Source organism: Vagococcus hydrophili, assembly GCF_011304195.1.
Taxonomy (GTDB): Bacteria; Bacillota; Bacilli; order Lactobacillales; family Vagococcaceae; genus Vagococcus; species Vagococcus hydrophili.
Genome location: NZ_CP049887.1, coordinates 259,902 through 286,425, shown reverse-complemented (window position 1 = coordinate 286,425; position 26,524 = coordinate 259,902). Strand labels below are relative to the sequence as shown.

Genomic DNA, 26,524 nt, shown 5'->3' with positions numbered 1-26,524 from the left:
AGGATTAAAAAGAATTAAGTGAGGGATACGCATGCAAACAAGAAATGAGCGCCCCATTGTAATTGGTGTGACTGGTGGTTCTGGAAGTGGAAAGACAAGTGTAAGTCGAGCGATACTCGAAGCGTTGCCTAATCATTCGATTTTGTTATTTGAACAAGATTCGTATTACAAGGATCAAAGTCATTTATCATTTGAAGAAAGGTTGAATACCAATTATGACCATCCGTTAGCATTTGATACGGATTTGTTGATTGAGCATTTGAAAGATTTAATGGCTTATCAATCAATAGATAAACCGGTCTATGATTACGAGGCACACACAAGAAGTGAAAAAGTAGTTCATCAAGAACCAAAAGAAGTGATTATAGTTGAAGGAATACTTATTTTAGAAGATGAAAGATTACGTGATTTGATGGATATCAAAGTCTACGTAGATACAGAAGATGATATCAGAATTATCCGTCGTATCAAACGAGATATGGAAGATCGCGGCAGATCTTTAGATTCAGTGATTGATCAATATCTAGGCGTTGTTAAGCCAATGCATCATCAATTTATCGAGCCAACTAAAAAGTATGCCAACATTATCGTGCCAGAAGGTGGCGAAAATCAAGTTGCTATTGATCTTTTGACGACTAAGGTAAGAAGTATTTTAGAAAAATAAAAGAAATTAATAAATAGGAGGAATTCAAATGAGCCAGTATCCACAATTGAATTTAGAAGAAAGCAAAGTAACAGCACTAATTAAAACAAATAGAGGAAATATCACAGTTGCTTTATTCCCAGAAAAAGCACCTAAAACAGTTAAAAACTTTATCGAATTAAGCAAAAAAGGTTATTACGATGGTGTAATCTTCCACCGTGTTATTCCAGATTTCATGGTACAAGGTGGCGACCCTACAGGAACAGGTATGGGCGGAGAAAGTATTTACGGCGCTAAATTTGAAGATGAGTTCTCAAAAGATTTATTTAATTTAAGAGGCGCGTTATCTATGGCCAATGCTGGACCAAATACTAATGGCAGTCAATTCTTCATCGTTCAAAATCAAAATGTTCCTGCTAATATGTTGGGCCAATTAGAAGGCGCAGGATTCCCAGAAGAAGTTATCGAAGCTTATAAAAATGGTGGAACACCATGGTTAGATTTTAGACATACAGTTTTCGGACATGTAATAGAGGGAATGGATGTTGTTGATGAAATGAGCTCAGTAAAAAGAGACTCACAAGACCGTCCACAATACGATATTACAATTGATGGAATTGAAATAACAGAATAAAGCGAATGACTAAGAGGATTGTACTCTTAGTCTTTTTTTATGTTAAAATAGCTTAGAAGAGAAAACAAATAGGAGAAACGTGATGAAATATAAAATAGGAATGACTATTACAGGTGAAATTACTGGGATTCAACCATATGGCGCTTTTGTCTCGTTAAAAGATAACCATCAAGGGTTGATCCATGTATCAGAAGTAAAACATGGCTTTATTAAAAATATTACCGAAGAATTAGAAATCGGTCAAAAAGTGAAAGTGAAAATTATTGATATTGACGAATATACTAAAAAAATAAGTTTGTCACTAAGAGTATTACAAGAAAATCCTCCCGTTGTTTATCGTAAGAAGAAATATTTTACTAATAAAAACAAAAAAATTGGTTTTATTTCTATAGAAGAAAAACTTGATGGGTGGATAGAAGAAGCACTTGAAGAAACATTGGAAAATAACTGATTTATTTCTGAAAATATGCTATACTTCTTTTTGTCGTTAAAAAAGTTAAATAATAAAGACTTAAGAGGTGGAATATGTTGGAACAAGCAAAAGTAGCTGGAACAGTTATTCTGAATCAAGAGGATGGTCATAAAAAATTTCTTGTTAAGAAAATTAGTAATCAAGTTGAATTAGTCATGGCTGATATCGACTCAGAGTATACAAGTTTAGCGTGTATCTTAAATGAGTTTAGAGATGAAGTCCATTTAAATACTAAGGATATGGATTTAGTGGAACTTACTAATGTTAATATTGGTAAGGATAAAATGCCTCTTTTCGTTTTTAGTTTAGAGGAAGAGAAGGATAACCTGAATTTAGATACAGATATTTTCTTTTGGGAAGAGCCAGCTATTTTGAGAGAAGTACTCCAAAATTTTCAAATAAGCGGTGTTCCATATTTAACCTAAAAAAATACTAAGTTTTTATTGACTTAGTATTTTTTATCTGATATTATATAAAAGTTGATTGAAACAGCAATGTAATAAAAGTTATAAAAAATAATTTTTTAAAATGTTGTTGACATAATCAAAAATACATGATATTATATAAAAGTTGTTACGGCAACGAAATAGATCTTTGAAAACTAAACAAAGTAAGACAAACCAAATGTGATAGGGCGTTTCTATTTATAGAAACAAACCATATTTAGTGAAATAACATTCGCTAGCAAGTTTTAAAATTAATGAGCTAAACATCGCAAGATGTTAATCAACTTTTATTGAGAGTTTGATCCTGGCTCAGGACGAACGCTGGCGGCGTGCCTAATACATGCAAGTCGAACGCTTTGATTTTCACCGGAGCTTGCTCCACCGGAAATCAGAGAGTGGCGGACGGGTGAGTAACACGTGGGCAACCTGCCCAACAGAGGGGGATAACACTTGGAAACAGGTGCTAATACCGCATAATTTGTTTTCCCGCATGGGAGAATAATAAAAGACGCTTTCGGGTGTCACTGTTGGATGGGCCCGCGCTGCATTAGTTAGTTGGTGGGGTAATGGCCTACCAAGACCGTGATGCATAGCCGACCTGAGAGGGTGATCGGCCACACTGGGACTGAGACACGGCCCAGACTCCTACGGGAGGCAGCAGTAGGGAATCTTCGGCAATGGACGGAAGTCTGACCGAGCAACGCCGCGTGAGTGAAGAAGGTTTTCGGATCGTAAAACTCTGTTGTTAGAGAAGAACAAGTGGGAGAGTAACTGCTCCCACCTTGACGGTATCTAACCAGAAAGCCACGGCTAACTACGTGCCAGCAGCCGCGGTAATACGTAGGTGGCAAGCGTTGTCCGGATTTATTGGGCGTAAAGCGAGCGCAGGCGGTCTTTTAAGTCTGATGTGAAAGCCCTCGGCTCAACCGAGGAAGGTCATTGGAAACTGGAGGACTTGAGTGCAGAAGAGGAGAGTGGAATTCCATGTGTAGCGGTGAAATGCGTAGATATATGGAGGAACACCAGTGGCGAAGGCGACTCTCTGGTCTGTAACTGACGCTGAGGCTCGAAAGCGTGGGGAGCAAACAGGATTAGATACCCTGGTAGTCCACGCCGTAAACGATGAGTGCTAAGTGTTGGAGGGTTTCCGCCCTTCAGTGCTGCAGTTAACGCATTAAGCACTCCGCCTGGGGAGTACGACCGCAAGGTTGAAACTCAAAGGAATTGACGGGGGCCCGCACAAGCGGTGGAGCATGTGGTTTAATTCGAAGCAACGCGAAGAACCTTACCAGGTCTTGACATCCTTTGACCACTCTAGAGATAGAGCTTTCCCTTCGGGGACAAAGTGACAGGTGGTGCATGGTTGTCGTCAGCTCGTGTCGTGAGATGTTGGGTTAAGTCCCGCAACGAGCGCAACCCTTATTGTTAGTTGCCATCATTTAGTTGGGCACTCTAGCAAGACTGCCGGTGACAAACCGGAGGAAGGTGGGGATGACGTCAAATCATCATGCCCCTTATGACCTGGGCTACACACGTGCTACAATGGACGGTACAATGAGTTGCGAGACCGCGAGGTTTAGCTAATCTCTTAAAGCCGTTCTCAGTTCGGATTGTAGGCTGCAACTCGCCTACATGAAGCCGGAATCGCTAGTAATCGTGGATCAGCATGCCACGGTGAATACGTTCCCGGGCCTTGTACACACCGCCCGTCACACCACGAGAGTTTGTAACACCCAAAGTCGGTGAGGTAACCTTTTAGGAGCCAGCCGCCTAAGGTGGGATAGATGATTGGGGTGAAGTCGTAACAAGGTAGCCGTATCGGAAGGTGCGGCTGGATCACCTCCTTTCTAAGGAATATTACGGAAATCACATGGTTGTACTTACTTTGTTTAGTTTTGAGAGATCTATTTTTTGAAATAAATCCTTAAACAAGGGGCCTTAGCTCAGCTGGGAGAGCGCCTGCCTTGCACGCAGGAGGTCAGCGGTTCGATCCCGCTAGGCTCCATTAGTATTGTTATAATACTAAAACATATTGTTCATTGAAAACTGGATAGTTGAAGTTAGACATCAACATTTTTTTTAACACACCGAGTTGATCAGTTTTATTATTAAAATTGTGATACATAAAATACTATTTAAATTAGCTATCGCTAGTTGATTTAAATAAACAAAGTCTAACCATTAGGTTAGAAAAAGGTTAAGTGAATAAGGGCGCACGGTGGATGCCTTGGCACTAGAAGCCGATGAAGGACGGGACTAACTCCGATATGCTTTGGGGAGCTGTAAGTAAGCTATGATCCAGAGATTTCCGAATGGGGGAACCCAGCATCTTTTATAGGATGTTACTTTCAAGTGAATACATAGCTTGTTAGAGGTAGACGCAGAGAACTGAAACATCTAAGTACCTGCAGGAAGAGAAAGAAAAATCGATTTCCTTAGTAGCGGCGAGCGAAACGGAAACAGCCCAAACCAACAAGCTTGCTTGTTGGGGTTGTAGGACTCAGCTGTGGTAGCTGTTGTGGATAGTCGAATCGACCTGGAAAGGTCAGCCGGAGCGGGTAAAAGCCCCGTAGACGAAATTGACAACACACCTATGAGTATCCTGAGTACGGCGGAACACGAGAAATTCCGTCGGAATCCGGGAGGACCATCTCCCAAGGCTAAATACTCTCTAGTGACCGATAGTGTACCAGTACCGTGAGGGAAAGGTGAAAAGCACCCCGGAAGGGGAGTGAAATAGAACCTGAAACCGTGTGCCTACAAAAAGTCAGAGCCCGTTAATGGGTGATGGCGTGCCTTTTGCAGAATGAACCGGCGAGTTACGATTGCATGCGAGGTTAAGCTGAAGAAGCGGAGCCGTAGCGAAAGCGAGTCTGAATAGGGCGAGTGAGTATGTAGTCGTAGACCCGAAACCAAGTGACCTACCCATGTCCAGGTTGAAGGTGCGGTAAAACGCACTGGAGGACCGAACCCACGTACGTTGAAAAGTGCGGGGATGAGGTGTGGGTAGCGGAGAAATTCCAAACGAACTTGGAGATAGCTGGTTCTCTCCGAAATAGCTTTAGGGCTAGCCTCGGAATTAGAATGATGGAGGTAGAGCACTGTTTGGACTAGGGGCCCGTCTCGGGTTACCGAATTCAGATAAACTCCGAATGCCATTCATTTATGTCCGGGAGTCAGACAGTGAGTGATAAGATCCATTGTCGAAAGGGAAACAGCCCAGACCACCAGCTAAGGTCCCCAAATATATGTTAAGTGGAAAAGGATGTGAGGGTGCACAAACAACTAGGATGTTGGCTCAGAAGCAGCCACCATTTAAAGAGTGCGTAATAGCTCACTAGTCGAGTGCCCTTGCGCCGAAAATGTACCGGGGCTAAACATATTACCGAAGCTGTGGATAGAACTTAGGTTCTATGGTAGGAGAGCGTTCTAAGGGCGTTGAAGCTAGATCGTAAGGACTGGTGGAGCGCTTAGAAGTGAGAATGCCGGTATGAGTAGCGAAAGACAGGTGAGAATCCTGTCCACCGAATGACTAAGGTTTCCTGGGGAAGGCTCGTCCTCCCAGGGTTAGTCGGGACCTAAGCTGAGGCCGATAGGCGTAGGCGATGGATAACAGGTTGAGATTCCTGTACCCGTTTGTTTTGTTTGAACAATGGAGGGACGCAGTAGGTTACAAGATCGCACTGTTGGATATGTGCGTTCAAGCAACAAATCTTGGTAAGAGTCAAATGCTTTTACCTTTAAGGACAAGTTGTGATGAGGAGGGAAATTAAGTACCGAAGTCTTAATATCACACTGCCAAGAAAAGCTTCTAGTTAGAAACAAACGGCCCGTACCGCAAACCGACACAGGTAGTCGAGGAGAGAATCCTAAGGTGAGCGAGAGAACTCTCGTTAAGGAACTCGGCAAAATGACCCCGTAACTTAGGGAGAAGGGGTGCTGAACGCAAGTTCAGCCGCAGTGAATAGGCCCAAGCGACTGTTTATCAAAAACACAGGTCTCTGCAAAATCGAAAGATGACGTATAGGGGCTGACGCCTGCCCGGTGCTGGAAGGTTAAGAGGATGGGTTAGCTAATAGCGAAGCTCAGAATTGAAGCCCCAGTAAACGGCGGCCGTAACTATAACGGTCCTAAGGTAGCGAAATTCCTTGTCGGGTAAGTTCCGACCCGCACGAAAGGCGTAACGATTTGGGCACTGTCTCAACGAGAGACTCGGTGAAATTTTAGTACCTGTGAAGATGCAGGTTACCCGCGACAGGACGGAAAGACCCCATGGAGCTTTACTGTAGTTTGATATTGAATGTTTGTAACACATGTACAGGATAGGTAGGAGCCGTAGAGCTCGGGACGCTAGTCTCGAGGGAGGCATTGGTGGGATACTACCCTTGTGTTATGACCATTCTAACCCGCGCCACTTATCGTGGCGGGAGACAGTGTCAGATGGACAGTTTGACTGGGGCGGTCGCCTCCTAAAAAGTAACGGAGGCGCCCAAAGGTTCCCTCAGAATGGTTGGAAATCATTCGTAGAGTGCAAAGGCATAAGGGAGCTTGACTGCGAGAGCTACAACTCGAGCAGGGACGAAAGTCGGGCTTAGTGATCCGGTGGTTCCGCATGGAAGGGCCATCGCTCAACGGATAAAAGCTACCCTGGGGATAACAGGCTTATCTCCCCCAAGAGTTCACATCGACGGGGAGGTTTGGCACCTCGATGTCGGCTCGTCGCATCCTGGGGCTGTAGTCGGTCCCAAGGGTTGGGCTGTTCGCCCATTAAAGCGGCACGCGAGCTGGGTTCAGAACGTCGTGAGACAGTTCGGTCCCTATCCGTCGCGGGCGTTGGAAATTTGAGAGGAGCTGTCCTTAGTACGAGAGGACCGGGATGGACACACCTCTGGTGTACCAGTTGTTCTGCCAAGGGCATTGCTGGGTAGCTATGTGTGGAAGGGATAAACGCTGAAAGCATCTAAGCGTGAAGCCCCCCTCAAGATGAGATTTCCCATTTCTTTAAGAAAGTAAGATCCCTGAAAGATGATCAGGTAGATAGGCTAGGAGTGGAAGTGCAGTGATGTACGGAGCGGACTAGTACTAATCGATCGAGGACTTAACCAAAGAAAAACGGTGAAGTAAAAAAGATGTCTAACTAAAACATTCAGTTTTGAGTGAACAATCACTCTAATAATAAGTGTGGCGATGATGGCAAGAAGGATACACCTGTTCCCATGCCGAACACAGAAGTTAAGTTTCTTAGCGCCGAGGGTAGTGAGGGGTTTCCCCTTGTGAGAGTAGGACGTTGCCATGCTTATTATAAATTATCCGGCATAGCTCAGTTGGTAGTAGCGCATGACTGTTAATCATGATGTCGTAGGTTCGAGTCCTACTGCCGGAGTTGAAAATAAACCATTATTGGTTTATTTTTTTTCGTTTAAATACAAAAAAAGATTCCAAATCAAGAGTTAATTGATTTGGAATCTTTTTATTATTTTTGACGAATAATTTCGACTTTATAACCATCTGGATCGATAATAAAGTAGTAAGAAGGAGGAACTCCAGGAAGATTTTTTAAATCTGTAATGTTGAACCCAGCCTCTTTATGTTTTTTATGTAAACCTTCTAAATCGTCAGTAGCTATAGCAATGTGACCATAACCATTTCCTAAATCATATCCTTCAGAATCGTAATTATATGTTAATTCGAATTCGTAATCATCTCCAGGTAATGTTAAATAAACTAATGTAAATTTATTTTCTGGAAAATCTCGACGTCTACTTTCTACAAAATCAAATGCTTCTTTATAAAACTTCAATGAAGCTTCTAAGTCCTTTACGCGGACACAAGTGTGTGCCATTTTCATAAGGTTAATCATCCTTTCTACTTATTTATACATAATAACATTAAACATCTTATCCTTCCAACAATTGGCATTAAAATTACTTGATTAGACGTAGTAATAATGCTATTATATTACTACGATTGATAGAGTAAAAGAGGTGAAGGGTATGATAAGTAGTGATATTATTCGAGGATATAATGATTCAATTATTTTATCGATATTAATTGATGGGGATTCATATGGTTATGAGATTTCTAAAAAAATAAGAAGTATAACTGAAGAGAAATATGTTATCAAAGAAACTACTCTTTATTCTGCATTTACAAGGTTAGCTAAGAAAGGCTTTATTGTATCCTATCCTGGTGAGGAAACCTTTGGAAAAAAAAGGACTTACTATAAAATTACATCTGAGGGATTAGCTTTTTATTTAGAAAAAGAAAGAGAATGGAAAATAACTAAGGAAGTTGTGGATAATTTTTTAGGAGGAGATAAAAATGATAACGATTAAAAATTATGTGGATACAATGTTTATGAATTTAGCAGAAACTCAAGAGCTAATGAATCTAAAGAATGATATTTTATCGAATATGGAAGAAAAATACGAAGAGCTTATTGGAAATGGTGCTTCTGAAAATGAAGCAATTGGTTTGGTTATTTCTGAGTTTGGAAGTATTGATGAATTATTGAGTGAATTGAATATCGAAGAAAATAAAAAAGACGAGCAGCCAAAGTTCTTTTCAAACAAGCGCCCAACTATTTCAACGAGTGAGATTCAAGACTACTTAAAGATGAGACGGGAAGTTGGTGTAGGAATTGGTTTAGGGGTGCTAGGGTGTGGTTTAGCGATAGCATCACTACTAATAGGTATACATTTTAATCTGATGTTCATAGGTCTTGCAGCATGTCTTTTGATTGTTTCTTGTAGTGTTGGAATGTTTGTTGTTAACGGATTAAAATTTAATCGATTTAATCACTTGGAAAAAGGTTTTATGTTAACGATAGAAGATAAAAAAAATATTGAAGCTGAAAAGATAGAAGTTACAAGGTCATTTAATGCTTCTTTAGTGATAGGGATTGTGTTATGTATTTTATCAAGTGTACCAGTTATTATTGGGTTTCAGTATACTGAGTATTTTTTTCTATATACGAGCACCACGGTTGTTATTGCTACAATTGGTTGTTTTTTCTTAATTTTTGCTGGTAATTTAAAAGGGGCTTACAGCTTCTTAAAAGAGAATGGATTAGAAAATTCCATGTCTAATGAAGAGTTAAACTCTAGGTTATTCTGGAGAAATTTCAATGAGAAATTCTGGCTGATTGTTGTAGCAATGTATCTTTTAGTTAGTTTTATTTTTAATATTTGGTCGATATCATGGATTGTTTTTCCGATTGCAGGAGTGTTATCAGGATTATGGATAAAGGAATAGTGAGGATTAGTAAATGAAAAAATTTTTAACTCAAGAAACATTATTATATTTAATTTTTGGTGTATTAACCACAGCAGTTTATTTTATTACGCGATTTACAGTTCTAAATATAACGAATAATTCGATGCTTGGCGTTATATTTGGTCAAGTAACAGCTATTTTATTTGCCTATATAACTAATAAGGTCTTTGTTTTTAAAGATAAAGAGTGGGCTCCTATGGCTGTTTTGAAGCAACTGATGGGATTTGTTGTGGGACGTCTGTTTGTTTTTGCTTTAGATATTGGAATTACATTTATTGCTGTTGAAAAATTTTCGGATTTTTTTATTAGTATTTTATTTTTAGATAAAATTAACTATGATTTTGTATTATTTAGTAACCCTCTATTCAATAAATTAATTGGAAGTCCTGAATTATTAAATGAATTTATATTTGCATTAATCGTTCAAGTGTTAGCAATTGTTATTAACTATATTATTTCAAAAAAAGCCGTTTTCAAGAAATAGTAGCTAAAAGGTTCATCAAGAAACAGTTTAATTCGTTTCTTGATGAACCTTTTTAATTGTTATAAAACGCTAGAGAGATTGTTAAATCATAATTGATAAAATCTTTGATGATTTTGATACTGCCTTCTTTATTGCGATAAACACGTTTGTAAGTCCCGCCTAAAATGGTAGGGAAGACTTGAATATTATCGTATTTTTTTAGTAACAAATCGGCTTTATAGCTATCTTCTAAGGCGATAAAACCAAGCATCATTTCTTCTTGAGCATCCCTTGTACTACCTAGAAAAATACCAATTCTATTATGATCAGAGTTAGGATCATATAGAAGTTTAGCATAGGTATTTGGAATAAGATTATCATACAACTCGAAGATGTTTCTTTCTTCGTACTCTTCAAAGTGATTGACTAAATCATCATTTGAAACGCCTGCATAATAAGTAGTAAATAAGTTATTATCTTTAAGCTGCTGAATAGTTTCAAATAGAAGTTGCTGTTTTTCACCACTGTAGAGCATGTTAATCTTTGTATGGAGATATTCTTTATTTCTAATTGAAGACACTCTGTGAATTTCATCAGAAGAACCATGAAATTCGCTAGTTTTCTTTCTTTCTCTCATGGTTGTTTCTAAATGATAATGATCTTTTTTCTTACGCTTTTTCTTTCGTTTTCTTTTATTATCTAAGACTTCGTAATACTCTTCATCCTCATCATAACTAATCGTTTGTGTGGTTCGCGATTTTAAACGATTAATTTTTTGATCAGCCTGACGGTACATTTTTTTAAACTCTGCTCGATATAATAAAATTGCTGCTAAAAATAGTGCAATACTGGAAATAAGTAAATATAAATACCAAAAAATAGAATCCGTATAGGTTAAATATAGGGCAACTAACCAAAAAACGAATACAATCCCTCCAATAATTTTTAAATTCTTCATAATTTCAATAGCCCACCTAATCAAACTTTTTATATATATCTATTTAACCATATCTTGTTCATTAAAACAATGTAACGTAAAGAATATGATCAGCAAAATTAATAAGTTATTTAGTGAAAACTCATCTAAAAATCTGTATAATAGAGGGAAGTGATATGAAAAAAGAGGGGGAGACAAATTGAAAGATAAACGCATGTATGCAGTGGTAGATCTTGAAACGACTGGAACCAATCCAGAAACTGACAAAATCATACAATTTGCTTGTGTCTTTATTCAAGACTGGAAAATCATTAATTATTTTTCGACAGACGTAAATCCCCTAAAAACAATTCCAAAGAATATAGAACTTCTAACAGGAATCAATAACGAACAGGTAGCTTCAGCACCTTATTTTGAGGATATAGCACCGACAATCATTCAAAGTCTTTCAGATTGTTATTTTGTGGCTCATAATGTTTATTTTGATTATTCCTTTTTAAATAGTGAATTACGTCGTGCTGGAGAGAGAGAGCTTGATTTAATGTGTCTCGATACAGTTGAGTTGTCACAAATTATGTTTCCAAGCGCTTCTGGGTTTAGAGTGAAGGATTTAGCGGATTATTTAGATTTAACTCATGATAATCCACATCAAGCGTTAAGTGATGCCTATGTGACAGCGGAAATTTTTATTCAAACAATAAAAAAATTAGCAACATTGCCATATATTACTCTTAGCAAAATGGTTGATTTATCGTACGCGTTAGGTGTGGATAATTCTAGTGTTTTTATACAAGCTTTATCGAACAAAGAAGAAGACGCTCTAAATCAGAATTTCGATGATTTAAAAACAATTGAATGTATTGCTTTGAAGGAAAAGAAATATCATTTTCGAGAAAAAGAAGTAGTTGATAAGAGGGAATATCCTTTTGGTAAGGAAGAAAAGATAGCTGATTTTAGTGACAACTATGTTTACCGTGAATCCCAAGAGCAAATGATGGATGAAGTGTATCAATTTGTAAATAATGAGTCAGGTAAGAACCTTATGATCGAAGCAAGTACGGGGAGCGGTAAATCTTTAGGTTATCTACTTCCATTAAGTTATGTCAATCAAAAGAAACGCCCTTTTGTTATTTCAACCAGTACTATCTTACTTCAAGAACAATTGATAGAAAAATCTCTAAGTCATTTAAAAGAAGTGACGGGTATCAATTTATTCGGAATGATTTTGAAAAGTAGTCAGCATTACATCGATTTAGATAAATTTTATAAAACACTTTATCATCAGAGTGAACCGCAGAAACAGTATGCACTTAATCAAATGGCAACATTAACTTGGTTAAGGGAAACTCAGACAGGTGACTTGGATGAAATGAATTTAAATAAAAAACATGTTTTCTTTGATCACATCAAGCATCGCGGTCTACAGTCATTAAATCATCAATCTATTTTTTATAAAGAAGATTTTATGCTATATCTTGAGGATAAGAAAAATCATGCAGATATTATTGCAGTAAATCATGCCTTTTTATGTGAAGAAAATCAACGAGAGATAGCTTTAATTCCAGAAGCAGCTATTTTAATTATAGATGAAGCTCACAAATTAATTTACAATTTAGAACATCAAGAGACAAATGAATTATCGCTTAATTTTGGTTTCTCTTTATTAAAAAGATTACGTGAACATGAAGATATTTATAAGGGTCTCGCGCCTCTTAATGAAAAAGAGCTTAAGCAATCAGTTGATTTAATTGGATCTTTTTCTTTGGATGCGAGAGAAGATTTACAGTGGTTTGAAGAGTTCGTCATTAATCAGGGGCGATTATCAGAAAATAAGGTTGAGATTTTATGGAGTGAACTAGATGAGGTAGCTGACTGGCCTCTTGCTATGCGTAAGAACCTAAAAGAATTATTAACTATTCTGACAGAAATAACGCAAATAAAGAGTCATTTCAAAGAAAAAATATCTAATCATTTAAATGACATTTCTAGTGATAACTATTTCTATATCTTAGACTACCTTATTTTATTAGATAAATTTGAGGAATGGTGCAACGGATTTATCGAGTATTTTAAATTCTTTGAAGACGATACAACCAGATGGCTAACTTTTTCTAGAAATCATTTGATTTTGAAAAAAATCGATTTTTCAAAGCTATCCATTGAAACCACTAATTGGTATCAAAAATTCAACAAAATTATTTATACAAGTAGTACGTTACAACTTGATTTGGATTCTAATTATTTTGAAAATCAATTAGGATTAAAGGATTCAAAAAAATTAAAAACGGTGGATACCTTTGATTATCAGAAACAAGCTAAATTATTAGTTGTTGGAAAAGCTGATGTAGATATAACGAAAGCCGATAAATACGCTGAACATATTGCTCAAGTCATTATGGAGAATTATAAAATCGGTAAAAAATCAATGTTGGTGTTATTTACCTCTCATCAATTATTAAAAAAAGTTTATCAACGCTTATCAGGTTTCTTTAATCATCAAGAAGTTGAACTTTTGGCTCAAGGCATTTCTGGAACAAAAGAAAAGATCATTAAACGATTTTCTAAAAATAATGGGGGAATTATTCTGGGAGCTAATAGTTTTTGGGAAGGTGTGGATTTAGCTTTTCCTGAACTAGATGTCATCATCATGACTAAGTTACCTTTTGATCCACCTAAAAGAGCTCTCATTGAAGCTAAATATCAATATATTGAAAGACAAGGTGGCAATGCCTTTTACGGGGAAGCTATTCCTCAAGCAGGTATGAGATTACGACAAGGATTAGGTCGTCTATTAAGGTCTGAAAAGGATAAAGGCATTATCATTTTACTAGATGATCGTTTGCTTCAAGCCACATACAGTGCCAATTTACTAGCCTACTTGCCTAAAGAATTGCCAGTTCTTGAAGTGACAAAATCAAATTTAATAAAAGAAGTCTCAGAATTTTTTGAAGTAAATGACTGAAAATAAATCAAAAAATTGGTATAATAATTCAAACGAAAAGAGGGATAGTGAGTGAGCAGAAAACGCAATCGTCAGTTAAAGATTATAACTGTATCTTTGATTCTATTTTTAGTATTGATTGGGATTATCCTCTTTCAATCAAGTAGCCCGATGAGAAAGGCTAAAGGACAAGCTATCAAAATTTCGGAAGAAGTGGCGAACATTACTGAAGTGAAAGATTTTTATTGGTTTACACGAGATAAAACGTATTTCACGGTTGTTGGACTTAATGACAAGAACGAAGCAAAAATCGTCCTATTACCACAAGATGGTTCAGAAGCATTAGTCATGAATGAAAAAGACGGGATTAATGCGGATGATGCTATTCAAGTAGTGTTAGATACAAAAGAAACTAAAAAAATTAAAAAAGTATCTTTAGGGATGTACGACAAAAAGCCGGTTTGGGAAGTTGTTGCAACAGCTAAAGATAATAGTTTAACTTATTATTTAGTGGACTTTAAAGAAGGTAAAATTACCAATAAAATGACCGATTTATAAAAGGAGGAACTAGTTATGGAATTAGCCAAAAGAATGACCAAGTTAAAACCTTCAGCAACTTTAGCAGCCGCAGCAAAAGCTAAAAATTTAAAAGAACAAGGTGTGGATGTTCTGAGTTTAACTTTAGGTGAACCAGATTTTTCAACACCTGAAAATATTCAAGAAGCCGCAATAGATTCAATTAAGACCGGAAAAGCGAGTTTTTACACACCTGTCCAAGGAATTAGTGAATTAATTGACGCAGTGATTACACGAACTAAAAGTGATTACGAAATTGAATATCAAACAAATGAAGTGATGGTTGGAACAGGTGCTAAGTTTATTCTCTATACCTTATTTCAAACGATTCTTGATCAAGGGGATGAAGTCATCATTCCAGTGCCATATTGGGTAAGTTACGCCGCCCAAGTGGAACTAGCAGAGGGTGTCCCTGTTTTTGTAGAAGGGCATCAAAGTAATGACTTCAAAGTAACAGTGGAAGATTTAGAAAAAAGTGTGACGAGTAAAACAAAAGCCTTCATTTTAAATTCACCATGTAACCCAACTGGAGCCATTTATTCTAAGGAAGAATTAAAAAAAATCGGTAAATGGGCGATTAAACACAATATTTTAATAGTTGCCGATGATATTTATGGTAAATTAGTTTATAATGGGAATGTCTTTACGCCAATTGCGACGTTGTCTGAAAAAATTAAAGAACAGACAATCGTGATCAATGGAGTATCTAAAAGCTATGCAATGACAGGTTGGCGAATTGGTTATGCTTTGGGAAATAGTCAGATTATTTCACAGATGATTAAGATTGCTTCACAAGCAACAAGTAATCCATCAACTGTTAGCCAATATGCGGCAGTTGAAGCTTTAACGGGGGATCAATCTCAAGTTGAAGTGATGAGACAAGTGTTTGAGGAGCGTTTAAATCACGTTCATCATCGTTTATCACAAATATCAGGATTCAAAATAGATAAACCTCATGGAGCGTTTTATTTATATCCTGATATCTCAGAATGTATGGCTAATTGTGGGTATACTGATGTGGATGAGTGGGTAAGTGATTTACTTGAAGAAGCTCATGTGGCAGTCGTTACTGGTGCCGGGTTTGGTACTAAGCACCACATTCGTTTAAGTTATGCAACAGATTTAGAGACTTTAAATCAAGCAATTGATCAGATAATTGCTTTTGTTGATCAAAAGCAAATCAAATAATAGATTAGGGATGGAGCGTTGAAATGAAAACTATACAGATTATTGATTCAAAAAATCATGTAGGAGAAACAGTCAAGATTGGGGCTTGGATCGCTAATAAACGTTCAAGTGGTAAGATAGCTTTCTTGCAATTAAGAGATGGTTCAGCATACTTCCAAGGAATTCTTGTGAAGAGTGAAGTTGGAGAAGAACTATTTGATGTTGCTAAAAACTTAAACCAAGAAACATCTGTGATGATTACAGGTGAGATTCGTGAAGATACACGTTCAAAATTTGGTTATGAAATTGGTATTACAGGAATTGAAATTATTGGAGAAAGTAAAGATTATCCAATTACACCTAAAGAGCACGGAACAGACTTCTTAATGGATCATCGTCACTTATGGTTACGTTCTTCAAAACAACATGCGATTATGCAAGTTCGTAACGAATTAATCCGTGCGACTTACGAATTCTTTAACGAACGTAACTTTATTAAAATTGATCCACCGATTTTAACAGCAAGTGCACCAGAAGGCACAACAGAATTATTTGAAACAGATTACTTTGGAGATCCTGCTTATCTTTCTCAAACAGGTCAATTATACTTAGAAGCTGCTGCAATGGCATTTGGTAAAGTATTCTCATTTGGACCAACCTTTAGAGCTGAAAAATCTAAAACACGTCGTCACTTAACTGAATTCTGGATGATGGAACCTGAAATGGCTTTTGTTAATCAAGAAGAAAGTTTAGAAATCCAAGAACAATATGTATCATTCATGATTGAAAAAGTGTTAGAAAATTGTGATTATGCATTAGACGTTTTAGGTCGTGATAGAGAATTACTTAAGAAATATACAGTATTACCTTTCCCACGTATTTCTTACGATGAAGCTGTTGAATTATTACAACAAAATGGTTTTGAAGATATTAAATGGGGAGATGACTTTGGTTCTCCACATGAAACGTTTATCGCGAACCACTATGAAAAACCAGTCTTCATTTTAAATTATCCAAAATCAATGAGTCCATTCTACATGAAACCACATCCAACAAGAGATGATGTTGTTATTCGTGCCGACATGATTGCTCCAGAAGGTTACGGAGAAATCATTGGTGGTAGTGAACGTGCTATCGGATTTGACTACTTATTAGAGCAAATCGAAAAAGATGGTTTAGATCGTAAAGATTATGAATGGTATTTAGATTTACAAAAATATGGTGCGGTTCCTCACTCTGGCTTCGGTTTAGGTTTAGAGCGTACTGTTACTTGGGTCTGCGGCGTTGAGCATGTTCGTGAAGCAAGTCCATTCCCTCGTTTGTTACACCGTATTTACCCATAGAGAGAAGTTTTAGAGACTGTGACGTCTTATGTCACAGTCCTTTTTTTGTATGTTTAAATCTTTGACAAAGATGTTTGATGGGAGTATTATAAAAGTATGAACTACAGATGTAAATCTTTTTAAAAAGAAAGGTGATATATTATGACAAAACAAAAAATTAAAATAGACGGTATGAGTTGTGGGCATTGTGTTGGTAAAATTGAAAAAGCTGTGAACGAGCTTGAGGGCGTTGAAAAAATCAAAGTAAAATTAAAAGAGGCAGAAGCTAAAATTAAGTTTGATGAAACTAAAATCCCTCTTGATAAGGTGATGGAAGTTATTACTGAGTTAGGGTATGAAGCAAGTAGTATTTAATTTGAAACAAAGAAAGAAATAAGAGGCGGACTTTAAATGTCTGCCTCTTTATTTGATTTACGCTTACTATTTAATACTCAAATTACGATCACACTTATAGTCAGGAATAAAAAATCTGCTCCTTCCAGTTACTCAGAGCAAATCGATTTTTTATTCACCTTATTTTAGTCTGGATTCAAAAGGCAACTCCTGCGGCAACTTCAAAAATAAAAATTAATCGAAAGTGCACCGATTATTTTTTATTTCCTCCAGTTGCTTGGAGTTAAACGCCTTTTTCATCACGCTGTTAATCGGGAATAAAAAATCTGCTCCTTCGGTAACTTCAGGAATTTAAATCAATCCGAAAAGCGTGGATTGTTTTAGATTCCTTCCAGTTACTCAGAGCAAACCAATTTTTTATTCACCTTATACCAAGCCAAATAAATGGGCAATTAGTGTTGTTAGCATGGTGATTCCTACACCGATAATAGTTGGTGTGATAAAGGAAATGAATGTCCATTTTTTGCTTTTAGTTTCTTTGTAAATTGTCATTAGCGTTGTGGAGCATGGCCAGTGGTAGAGTGTAAATAATAGCACGTTAGCAGCTGTTAGCCATGTCCACCCATTATTAACGAGTAATTGGTGAAACTCAGTGAGTGAACTGTAATCGGTAATTGTACTTGTAGCCATGTAGCCCATTACCATAATAGGAATAACAATCTCATTGGCTGGTAAACCTAAAATAAAGGCCATTAGAATAGTCCCATCAAGTCCCATAAGTTGAGCAAATGGATCGATAAAACCTGTGATAGCTTGTAAAACAGATTGATCCCCCATGTGGATATTAGCTAGTAACCATATCACTAAACCAGCAGGAGCCGCAACAATAATCGCACGCCATAAAACAAATAAGGTTCTATCGAAAATTGAGCGCACAATCACTTGTCCAATTTGTGGTTTTCTGTAAGGTGGTAATTCTAACGTAAATGATGAAGGCATTCCTTTTAATATGGTTTTAGATAAAAGATTGGAAACCCAAATCGTTGTGGCAACACCTAGCAAAATGATAGCTGTTAAAAAGCTAGCTGATTTTAAGGAACCAAGTAAACCTGTACTTGTTCCTGCAAAAAACATGGTAATTACAGCAATTAGAATTGGAAAGCGTCCATTACAAGGTACAAAATTGTTAGTAATAATAGCAATGAGTCGCTCTCTTGGTGAATCAATGATTCGTGTCCCGACCACGCCAGCCGCGTTACAACCAAATCCCATACACATAGTTAAGGCTTGTTTACCACAGGCGCCTGCTTTTTGGAAATATTTATCCAAGTTGAAAGCGACACGAGGCAAGTAACCGAAATCTTCTAGCAAAGTAAAGATTGGAAAGAAGATTGCCATAGGTGGTAACATCACCGCAACAACGGTGGACAGAACTTTATAAATCCCGTCAATTAAAACACTTTGAATGATAGTCGGAATCTTGGCTTGATTAGCTAAGTGAGTGAGCCAGTTTCCAAATTGGTTGAATTGATCCGCTAAAAAGTCAGAGGGTCCGTCAGCTCCGACAATGGTAAACCAGAAAATTAAGAGTAACAGCAAAATCATAATCGGAATACCCGTGCTTTTTTGAGTTAAAATTTTATCAAGCACACGATCTTTTTTATCAAAATCCTTATCACCAAAAGTAAGCACCTCACTAGCGATAACAGATGCTCGGTCAAGAATCGCTAAAATTTCTGTTTCGGAATCTTGATGAATTTGTTCTAAGGCATCTAACATATAAGGATTAGCTTTGATTTCACCTAGGGTAACTTTTTCAACTTGAGTCATCAACTCATCTAAGCCTTGTTTTTTTACAGCAGATGTTCCAACAACAGGAACACCTAGTAATTCTTGTAGTTTTAATAAGTTAACATCAATTTTTTTCTTTTTTGCTTCATCCAAAAGATTCACACAGACGACAACTTTAGGTGTGATTTGCATAATCTGTAAAACCAAATTTAAATTTCTTTCCAAACTAGTCGCATCACAAACAACGATTGTTGCTTCTGAATCTGTTGACTGAATAAAATCTCTAGCAACTTCTTCTTCTTGAGAGTGGGCCATGAGTGAATAGGTTCCAGGTAAATCCACAAGAACATACCCTTTATCATTATGACTAGCGTAACCTTGCGCTAAATCGACGGTTTTTCCAGGCCAATTCCCTGTATGCTGTCTCATCCCTGTGAGTTCGTTAAAAATTGAACTTTTACCAACATTTGGATTTCCAGCTAAAGAGATGACATGATCAGTTGGCGATTTTTTTTTGATTGTAAATGTTTCAGTATTAGTTTCCATTATTTTTTTTCACCTCAATGTATTGGGCGTCACTATTTCTAAGGGCAATTGTTGTCCCGCGAACTCGGTAAGCAATGGGGTCTCCCTTAGGACTTACAAGAACTTTTTTCACAATAGTACCTTTGTAGAAGCCTAAATCAAATAAACGTCGTTTCATCTCTTCATCAGGATGAAGGATATCTTCAATAATTGCCTCTTCTTGAGAGTGAATTTTTAGTAAATTCATAAATATGCCTCTTTCTATTTTTAGGTTAACCTAATCTTTTTTTATTATAACCCTAAGTGAACCTTTTAGCAATACACGTAATAAGACAAAATTTATTTATGATGTTAAATGAGTCGAAATTGGTTATAATTAGATAACTAGGAAAAAAGGAGTGGGGAAAATGTCTAGGGAAGAGTTTATTGAACAGTATTATGTAGAGAGATCTGGAACTAATTCAGTTAAATGGGATGGGTTAAAAGATCGTTTTTCAACAACTAATTTACTACCACTGTGGGTAGCAGATATGGATTTCAAAGTTCCTAAAGAAATTCAAGAAAAAATGCTAGAACGAATTGAACATGGTGTATTTGGTTATTCACTCGTTAGTGATACTTACTATGAGTCTTTTATCCAGTGGCAAAAAAAGCGTCATAATATTGAGATAAAGGAAGAGTGGATCAGATTTACAACAGGTGTTGTGAATTCATTTAACTACTTGATTCAAGCGTTTACGGAAGAAGAAGAGAGTGTTCTTATTTTAGCGCCGGTTTATTATCCGTTTTACGATGCGGTTAATAATAACAATCGTCATTTAGTTGTCTCACAACTAGTTAATGATAAAGGAAGTTACTCAATTGATTTTAACCAGTTTGAAGCTGACATTATAAAAATGGACGTTAAATTATTTCTTCATTGTTCACCTCAAAATCCCGTAGGACGAGTGTGGTCAAAAGAGGAATTAGAACAATTATTTTCCATTTGTGAAAAGCATCAAGTAAAAGTGATTTCAGATGAAATTCATCAAGATTTTATTCAACCAGGAAAAGAATTTGTAAGTGCCTTGTCATTAAAAGAAAGCTATTTAGATAGCGTATTTGTTTTAAGCGCTCCATCTAAAACATTTAATATTGCTAGTTTATTACATTCACACGTCTTGATTCCAAACGAAGGATTAAGAAATCAATATGATATTTTTGCTGAAAAAGCGGTTAATAATACCATTAGTTTGATGGGGACGATTGCAACAGAGGCAGCTTATACTCACGGAGAAACGTGGCTAGATGAGTTGATTCAAGTCATTGAATATAACTATTCAGTGATGAAGGCAATGTTCGAAAAAGAATTACCTCATGTTTTAGTTTCGCCTAAAGAAGCCACATATTTAGCCTGGATAGATCTATCGTATTATTTAAAAGATCAAAATATCGTAGAGGTTATGGAAAAGAAAGCTGGTATTGCGATTGATTACGGAGAATGGTTTGATAAAGATCATCAGTCATTTATTCGAATGAATTTAGCGACAAAAACAGAAAATGTTGTCACGGCAACACGTAAAATTATCGAAGCATTAGTGAATTAAAAATAGAAGATGTTATCTTAATTGTTTAAATTTATTTAAACCTCTTTTATTAAAAATAGTTTTTATTAAAATTTTATGATAGAATTATTTTAAATTGTTATTTATAGGAGATGAATTATGGAAACTCGTAAGAGACAGAACAAGAAAAAAAGTGGACCATTAAAGAAAACCCTTTTCGTTTTATTAGGAATTTTAGTCGTCCTTTTAGTAGGAGCAACAGCATTTTTAGGTAAAACTTATTTCGATGTAAAAAATACTGCTAATAAGGTAAGTCAACCTGTAAAGGGAAGAGTGGATACAACAAATATTAAAGATGGCGAGCCTTTTTCGGTTTTACTATTAGGTCTTGATACAGGAGAATTTGGAAGAACAGATGTTGGCCGTTCAGATACTATTTTAGTTGCGACAGTCAATCCAAAAGAAAATAAAACAACCTTAGTCAGCGTTCCTCGTGATACACGTATGGAAATGGTTGGACAAGGAACAGTTGAAAAAGCTGCCCATGCCTATGCTTATGGACAAGAAAAAATGGCTCTAGATTCAATGGAGAAATTCTTAGATATTCCACTTGATCATTATGTATGGATTAACATGGAAGGTTTTGAAGCTTTAGTAGATGCCGTTGATGGCGTCGAAGTGAATAATAAATTTGAATTTGAACAAGATGGTCATAAATTCCCTAAAGGTAAAAATAAATTAAACGGGGAACAAGCATTAGCCTATACTCGTATGAGATATGAAGATCCAAATGGAGATTACGGTCGCCAAGCAAGACAACAAGAAGTTATTGGTGCCATTGCTGATCGTGCGTTAACATTTAACGGTGTGACTCGCTATAAACAAATCTTAAAAGCGATTGAAGAGAACATGAAGACTGATTTAGAACCAGATGAAATGTTTAAAATCGCCAAAGATTACCGTAACTGTTTCACAACAATTGATAATGAAACTCTTCACGGAAATGGTGAAATGATTGATGGTTTATCATATCAAGTCATTCCAGATGAAGAATTAGTACGTATTCAAACATTATTGAAACAACAATTACCTAAATAAAAAGTAAAAATACCGTGATGTAAGTATGACCTTACAACGCGGTATTTTTTTAGTTAATTGAAGCTAGACGCCTTTTTTATCAGGTTTATAGTCGGGAATAAAAAATCTGCTCCTTCGGTAACTTCAGGAATAAAAAATAATCCGAAAAACGTGGATTGTTTAGTAGTTCCTCCAGTTGCTTGGAGTTAAGCGCCTTTTTCATCACGCTATGTAGTCCGGATTCAAAAGGCAACTCCTGCGGCAACTTCAGAAATGAAAATTAATTCAAAAAGCACGAATTATTTTTCATTTCTTCCAGTTGCTTGAAGTTAACCGCCTTTTTCATCACGCTATGTAGTCCGGATTCAAAAGGCAACTCCTGCTGCAACTTCAGAAATGAAAATTAATTCAAAAAGCACGAATTATTTTTCATTTCTTCCAGTTGCTTGGAGTTAACCGCCTTTTTTATCACGCTATGTAGTCTGGATTCAAAAGGCAACTCCTGCGGCAACTTCAGAAATGAAAATTAATTCAAAAAGCACGAATTATTTTTCATTTCTTCCAGTTGCTTGAAGTTAACCGCCTTTTTCATCACGCTATGTAGTCCGGATTCAAAAGGCAACTCCTGCTGCAACTTCAGAAATGAAAATTAATTCAAAAAGCACGAATTATTTTTCATTTCTTCCAGTTGCTTGGAGTTAACCGCCTTTTTTATCACGCTATGTAGTCTGGATTCAAAAGGCAACTCCTGCGGCAACTTCAGAAATGAAAATTAATTCAAAAAGCACGAATTATTTTTCATTTCTTCCAGTTGCTTGGAGTTAACCGCCTTTTTTATCACGCTAATGCGCCCATTGGATCCCATGGTAGTAGTGTAGTTACATCATCTTTTTCGATGACTTCTAGTAATTCTTTTGGTAAGTATTTTTTGTTAATGACGATTTGGTATGTGTATTCTTCTAACCATTCGTCACTCATTACGAAATATCCTTTGGTGCCGACTTTATCTCCCCAGCTGTTTTCTACTTTCCATTTAGTTGGTTTTTCATCGACTAAATCCACGCCGGTTATAACCATAGCGTGAGTCATTAAACTTTCCCCGTAATCAAGGCGGTCTGCTTTTGTCATTGTATAATCAATGTCTAACGTTTCTTCTACACTGTAAACGTCAGTTGCCATAAGACCTGAGTCACGTGTTGATGATTGACCCACATCACAACCATACCAGACAGCTTCGCCTGCTTTTAATTGACCAATGGCTAAACCTTTAAAGGTTGGCATGTCTACGTTTAAGTGGCGAACTTCTTTTCCACCAACCACGTTCCCTAACATTTCAACGGTGTAAACTTGATTGTAAGGTTTATCTGTTGTTGGGGCATTGATAATACTTACATAGTCATTTAAATCGCGTCCGATAAATTCATCGTAAAATGATTGTGGCGTTAAATCTTGTTTTAAATGATAGTTTCCATATGTGTCGACATAAGAATAGTCAAATGTTTCTGGTGGTGTTCCAAGAGTTGTTGCTAATAAGTTGTAAATTTCTTGGAGCATTTTATTTTTTTCAATAGTAATTTCTTCAGCTGATTTATTTTCAGCGACTAAAGTTCTTAAAGTTAATGCATCTTTACGTAATTTTTTATCTAAAAAGCCATTTAGATCACGACTTTGAGAGCTGCTAAATGTTTCAGGCATGATTGCTTTTGGTACGATGCCGTATTTTTGAATAATCGCCACAAGCATATCCCATTGACCGCCATCTTGTTGAGGAGTTTGAAGTAAGAATGCAACTTTTCGACTGCTTAACTCTTCATTTGATGTGGCTAAAATATTTTCATAGAAATAGTTAGCTTTTTCAAATTTATCCCAGAAGAAAGTATAGTTTTGAGATAACTCAAAATCTTTAATATTAAAAGTATCTGTAATTTGGTGACGGAAAGTGTTAAGGGCTGCAAACATCCAACAGCGACCACTTTGTTTTTGATTGGCAACTTTTCCTGTGTCGATATCGATTGAAAAGACAGGATTATTTTTGACAATTGATGATTGATTCTCTGATGATGCTAAAATCCCATTCTTTTTAACCGCTCTTTGGCTGATTAAGTGAGTTGGTTTAGCGTAGTATTCTTCATTAAACGCTTTAATTTGATTCAGTGAAATTTCTTTAGACATAAATTGAACATCCTCTCTTTTAAAATACATATGTATATCTACTCATATATTATACTACTTTAGTTCAAAAAAGGAAAATGATATGAGTATTTTTTTGTTTTTAAAAGTTCCAATTGGCGAAAGTGTGTTCGGTATGGTAAAATGAAAAAGTCAATAAACAGCCAAAGGAGTCCTTTAAAATGATAGAAAGACGAACGGATTACACTTTCGATTTGGTGTCTAAATATGAACCTTCTGGTGACCAACCAGAGGCAATAAAAATGTTAGTAGATAATATAAATAAAAAAGAAAAAGCGCAAATTTTATTAGGGGTCACAGGTTCTGGTAAGACATTTACCATGTCTAATGTGATTAAAGAAGTCAATAAGCCAACCCTAATCATTGCTCATAATAAAACCTTAGCTGGGCAATTATATAGTGAGTTTAAAGAATTTTTCCCAAATAATGCAGTGGAATATTTTGTGAGTTACTATGATTACTATCAACCAGAAGCGTACGTTCCCTCAAGTGATACTTACATTGAAAAAGATTCAAGTGTCAATGATGAGATTGATAAACTGCGACATTCAGCCACAAGTTCTTTGTTAGAGCGTAATGATGTGATTGTCGTTGCTTCTGTTTCTTGTATTTACGGGTTAGGAGATCCAAAAGAATATCAAGATCAAGTTCTTTCCCTTCGTGTGGGTATGGAGATGGAGCGAGACGAGTTGTTGCGAGCTTTAGTAGATATTCAATTTGATCGTAACGATATCGATTTTCAGCGTGGGCGGTTTAGAGTTCGTGGTGACGTTGTAGAGATTTTCTTAGCTTCAAGAGATGAGCATGCTTTACGAGTTGAATTTTTTGGAGACGAAATTGACCGGATTCGTGAAGTGAATGCCTTAACAGGAGAAATCATGAAAGACACAGAGCATGTAGCGATTTTCCCTGCAACTCACTTTGTAACCAATGAAGAACAAATGGAAGAAGCCATTGGAAGAATTCAAGAAGAACTGGATGTCAGATTAAAAGAACTCCGCGAAGATGAAAAACTGATAGAAGCTCAGCGACTAGAACAACGAACGAATTATGATATCGAAATGATGCGTGAAATGGGCTATTGTTCAGGAATTGAAAACTATTCCCGTCAAATGGAAGGTAGAAAAGAGGGAGAACCTCCTTATACATTAATCGACTTCTTCCCAGAAGATTCCTTGATTATGGTAGATGAGTCTCACGTGACCATGCCTCAAGTACGCGGAATGTATAATGGGGATAGAGCGAGAAAGCAAATGTTAGTGGATTATGGTTTCAGATTACCTAGCGCCTTAGATAATCGTCCTCTGCAGTTAGGTGAATTTGAAGATCATGTGGATCAAATTGTTTATGTTTCAGCAACACCTGGTCCTTACGAAGCAGAGCAAACAGATATTGTGGCAGAGCAAATTATTCGTCCAACTGGTTTACTGGATCCTGAAATTGAGGTTCGACCAATCATGGGACAAATCGATGACTTGGTTGGAGAGATTAATGATCGAGTTGAGAAAAATGAACGGGTCTTTATCACGACGTTAACGAAGAAAATGTCTGAAGATTTAACAGACTACTTTAAAGAGTTAGGGATTAAAGTAAAATACCTTCATAGTGATATCAAAACATTAGAGAGAACAGAGATTATCCGTGATTTACGTTTAGGTGAATTTGATGTTCTAATTGGAATTAACCTTTTAAGAGAAGGAATTGACGTTCCAGAAGTATCACTTGTGGCGATACTTGATGCCGATAAAGAAGGGTTCTTAAGAAGTCAGCGTTCTCTTGTTCAAACAATTGGTCGTGCGGCTCGTAATGAAAACGGAAAAGTTATTATGTATGCCGATAAAATGACAGATTCTATGACCTATGCAATTGAGGAAACAGCAAGAAGACGTGCCATTCAAGAAGCATACAACATAGAACATGGTATTACGCCGAAAACAATCATTAAAGAAATTCGTGACTTAATTCGTATTTCTAAGACAAGTGAAGATGAAGAAGATATCAGCTTAACAGAGCAATTTGAACACTTAAATAAAGCTGAAAAATCTGAATTATTAGTAGAGTTAGAAGCACAAATGAAAGATGCAGCGAAATCATTAGACTTTGAAAAAGCAGCAACCTTAAGAGATACGATTTTAGAATTAAAGGCACTTAAATAAGGAGGATACTC

General features: G+C 36.6%; 20 protein-coding genes, 2 tRNA genes and 3 rRNA genes. 20 read left to right on the top strand and 5 right to left on the bottom strand.

Going from position 1 to position 26,524, the window contains the following annotated elements; genetic code table 11:
- The first annotated feature begins 31 nt into the window (after positions 1-31).
- The 9 genes from udk to G7082_RS01435 all read left to right on the top strand — a co-directional run bounded on the left by udk (position 32) and on the right by G7082_RS01435 (position 7,578).
- A complete protein-coding gene (udk, locus tag G7082_RS01475; protein WP_166033403.1) occupies positions 32-664 on the top strand; it encodes a uridine kinase in 633 nt (210 codons plus the stop codon).
- 28 nt (positions 665-692) lie between these two features.
- On the top strand, positions 693-1,277 hold the full coding sequence (locus tag G7082_RS01470) for a peptidylprolyl isomerase (RefSeq protein WP_166033402.1): 585 nt from the start codon (positions 693-695) through the stop codon (positions 1,275-1,277).
- Between the two features lie 82 nt (positions 1,278-1,359).
- A complete protein-coding gene (locus G7082_RS01465) occupies positions 1,360-1,728 on the top strand; it encodes a CvfD/Ygs/GSP13 family RNA-binding post-transcriptional regulator (protein WP_166033401.1) in 369 nt (122 codons plus the stop codon).
- A gap of 74 nt (positions 1,729-1,802) precedes the next feature.
- The gene (locus G7082_RS01460; RefSeq protein WP_166033400.1) at positions 1,803-2,174 is read left to right on the top strand and encodes a hypothetical protein; all 372 of its coding nucleotides are present in this window, start codon (positions 1,803-1,805) and stop codon (positions 2,172-2,174) included.
- Positions 2,175-2,481: 307 nt separating this feature from the next.
- A 16S ribosomal RNA gene (locus G7082_RS01455) occupies positions 2,482-4,042 on the top strand.
- An 85-nt stretch (positions 4,043-4,127) separates the two neighbouring features.
- Positions 4,128-4,200, top strand: a tRNA-Ala gene (locus tag G7082_RS01450).
- A gap of 190 nt (positions 4,201-4,390) precedes the next feature.
- Positions 4,391-7,301: ribosomal RNA gene (locus G7082_RS01445) — 23S ribosomal RNA — on the top strand.
- A 74-nt stretch (positions 7,302-7,375) separates the two neighbouring features.
- Positions 7,376-7,491: ribosomal RNA gene (gene rrf, locus G7082_RS01440) — 5S ribosomal RNA — on the top strand.
- Together the 16S, 23S and 5S rRNA genes with 2 tRNA genes alongside form the textbook arrangement of a ribosomal RNA operon.
- 13 nt (positions 7,492-7,504) lie before the next feature.
- Positions 7,505-7,578: transfer RNA gene (locus G7082_RS01435), tRNA-Asn, on the top strand.
- A gap of 90 nt (positions 7,579-7,668) precedes the next feature.
- Here G7082_RS01435 and gloA read toward each other — a convergent pair.
- Complete coding sequence (gene gloA, locus G7082_RS01430) at positions 7,669-8,043, bottom strand: lactoylglutathione lyase (RefSeq protein WP_166033399.1); 375 nt, start codon at positions 8,041-8,043, stop codon at positions 7,669-7,671.
- Positions 8,044-8,188: 145 nt separating this feature from the next.
- On the opposite strand from gloA, the gene G7082_RS01425 reads away from it, so the two are divergent.
- From G7082_RS01425 to G7082_RS01415, 3 genes are read left to right on the top strand one after another with little or no spacing between them, the layout of a single operon-like run.
- Positions 8,189-8,530 carry a PadR family transcriptional regulator gene (locus G7082_RS01425; RefSeq protein WP_166033398.1) on the top strand — a complete coding sequence of 114 codons (342 nt, stop codon included), beginning with the start codon at positions 8,189-8,191 and terminating at the stop codon, positions 8,528-8,530.
- Entirely contained in the window at positions 8,517-9,449 is a 933-nt protein-coding gene (locus tag G7082_RS01420) for a permease prefix domain 1-containing protein (RefSeq protein WP_166033397.1), read from the top strand. The genes G7082_RS01425 and G7082_RS01420 overlap by 14 nt, the downstream gene beginning before the upstream one ends.
- A 13-nt stretch (positions 9,450-9,462) precedes the next feature.
- On the top strand, positions 9,463-9,954 hold the full coding sequence (locus tag G7082_RS01415; RefSeq protein ID WP_166033396.1) for a GtrA family protein: 492 nt from the start codon (positions 9,463-9,465) through the stop codon (positions 9,952-9,954).
- Between the two features lie 52 nt (positions 9,955-10,006).
- Here G7082_RS01415 and G7082_RS01410 read toward each other — a convergent pair whose 3' ends face one another.
- Complete coding sequence (locus G7082_RS01410; protein WP_166033395.1) at positions 10,007-10,891, bottom strand: DUF4282 domain-containing protein; 885 nt, start codon at positions 10,889-10,891, stop codon at positions 10,007-10,009.
- A 193-nt stretch (positions 10,892-11,084) separates the two neighbouring features.
- Here G7082_RS01410 and G7082_RS01405 point away from each other — a divergent pair, with 193 nt between their 5' ends.
- From G7082_RS01405 to copZ, 5 genes are all read left to right on the top strand, one after another.
- Positions 11,085-13,832, top strand: coding sequence for a helicase C-terminal domain-containing protein (locus G7082_RS01405; RefSeq protein WP_420825022.1), 2,748 nt, complete (start codon positions 11,085-11,087; stop codon positions 13,830-13,832).
- Positions 13,833-13,883: 51 nt separating this feature from the next.
- Positions 13,884-14,369: a cell wall elongation regulator TseB-like domain-containing protein gene (locus tag G7082_RS01400; protein WP_166033393.1), complete on the top strand. Its 486-nt coding sequence runs from the start codon at positions 13,884-13,886 to the stop codon at positions 14,367-14,369.
- 15 nt (positions 14,370-14,384) lie between these two features.
- The gene (locus tag G7082_RS01395) at positions 14,385-15,575 is read left to right on the top strand and encodes a pyridoxal phosphate-dependent aminotransferase (protein WP_166033392.1); all 1,191 of its coding nucleotides are present in this window, start codon (positions 14,385-14,387) and stop codon (positions 15,573-15,575) included.
- A gap of 23 nt (positions 15,576-15,598) precedes the next feature.
- Positions 15,599-16,897 (top strand): asparagine--tRNA ligase, encoded by a 1,299-nt coding sequence (gene asnS, locus G7082_RS01390; RefSeq protein ID WP_166033391.1) that lies wholly within the window; start codon positions 15,599-15,601, stop codon positions 16,895-16,897.
- A gap of 141 nt (positions 16,898-17,038) precedes the next feature.
- Positions 17,039-17,251 carry a copper chaperone CopZ gene (copZ, locus tag G7082_RS01385; RefSeq protein WP_166033390.1) on the top strand — a complete coding sequence of 71 codons (213 nt, stop codon included), beginning with the start codon at positions 17,039-17,041 and terminating at the stop codon, positions 17,249-17,251.
- Between the two features lie 405 nt (positions 17,252-17,656).
- On the opposite strand, the gene feoB is transcribed toward copZ, so the two are convergent.
- Positions 17,657-19,567: a ferrous iron transporter B gene (gene feoB, locus G7082_RS01380; protein ID WP_166033389.1), complete on the bottom strand. Its 1,911-nt coding sequence runs from the start codon at positions 19,565-19,567 to the stop codon at positions 17,657-17,659.
- Positions 19,557-19,793 (bottom strand): FeoA family protein, encoded by a 237-nt coding sequence (locus G7082_RS01375; protein ID WP_166033388.1) that lies wholly within the window; start codon positions 19,791-19,793, stop codon positions 19,557-19,559. Before G7082_RS01375 ends, feoB begins: the two co-directional genes overlap by 11 nt.
- Positions 19,794-19,953: 160 nt before the next feature.
- Here G7082_RS01375 and G7082_RS01370 point away from each other — a divergent pair, with 160 nt between their 5' ends.
- Together G7082_RS01370 and G7082_RS01365 are read left to right on the top strand one after the other, a co-directional pair.
- Positions 19,954-21,132: a MalY/PatB family protein gene (locus tag G7082_RS01370; protein ID WP_166033387.1), complete on the top strand. Its 1,179-nt coding sequence runs from the start codon at positions 19,954-19,956 to the stop codon at positions 21,130-21,132.
- A 117-nt stretch (positions 21,133-21,249) separates the two neighbouring features.
- Positions 21,250-22,188 (top strand): LCP family glycopolymer transferase, encoded by a 939-nt coding sequence (locus G7082_RS01365; RefSeq protein WP_166033386.1) that lies wholly within the window; start codon positions 21,250-21,252, stop codon positions 22,186-22,188.
- A gap of 816 nt (positions 22,189-23,004) precedes the next feature.
- On the opposite strand, the gene G7082_RS01360 is transcribed toward G7082_RS01365, so the two are convergent.
- On the bottom strand, positions 23,005-24,339 hold the full coding sequence (locus tag G7082_RS01360) for a C1 family peptidase (RefSeq protein ID WP_166033385.1): 1,335 nt from the start codon (positions 24,337-24,339) through the stop codon (positions 23,005-23,007).
- 179 nt (positions 24,340-24,518) lie between these two features.
- On the opposite strand from G7082_RS01360, the gene uvrB reads away from it, so the two are divergent.
- Positions 24,519-26,513, top strand: a complete 1,995-nt coding sequence (gene uvrB / locus G7082_RS01355; protein ID WP_166033384.1) for an excinuclease ABC subunit UvrB — start codon at positions 24,519-24,521, stop codon at positions 26,511-26,513.
- The last annotated feature ends 11 nt before the right edge of the window (positions 26,514-26,524 follow it).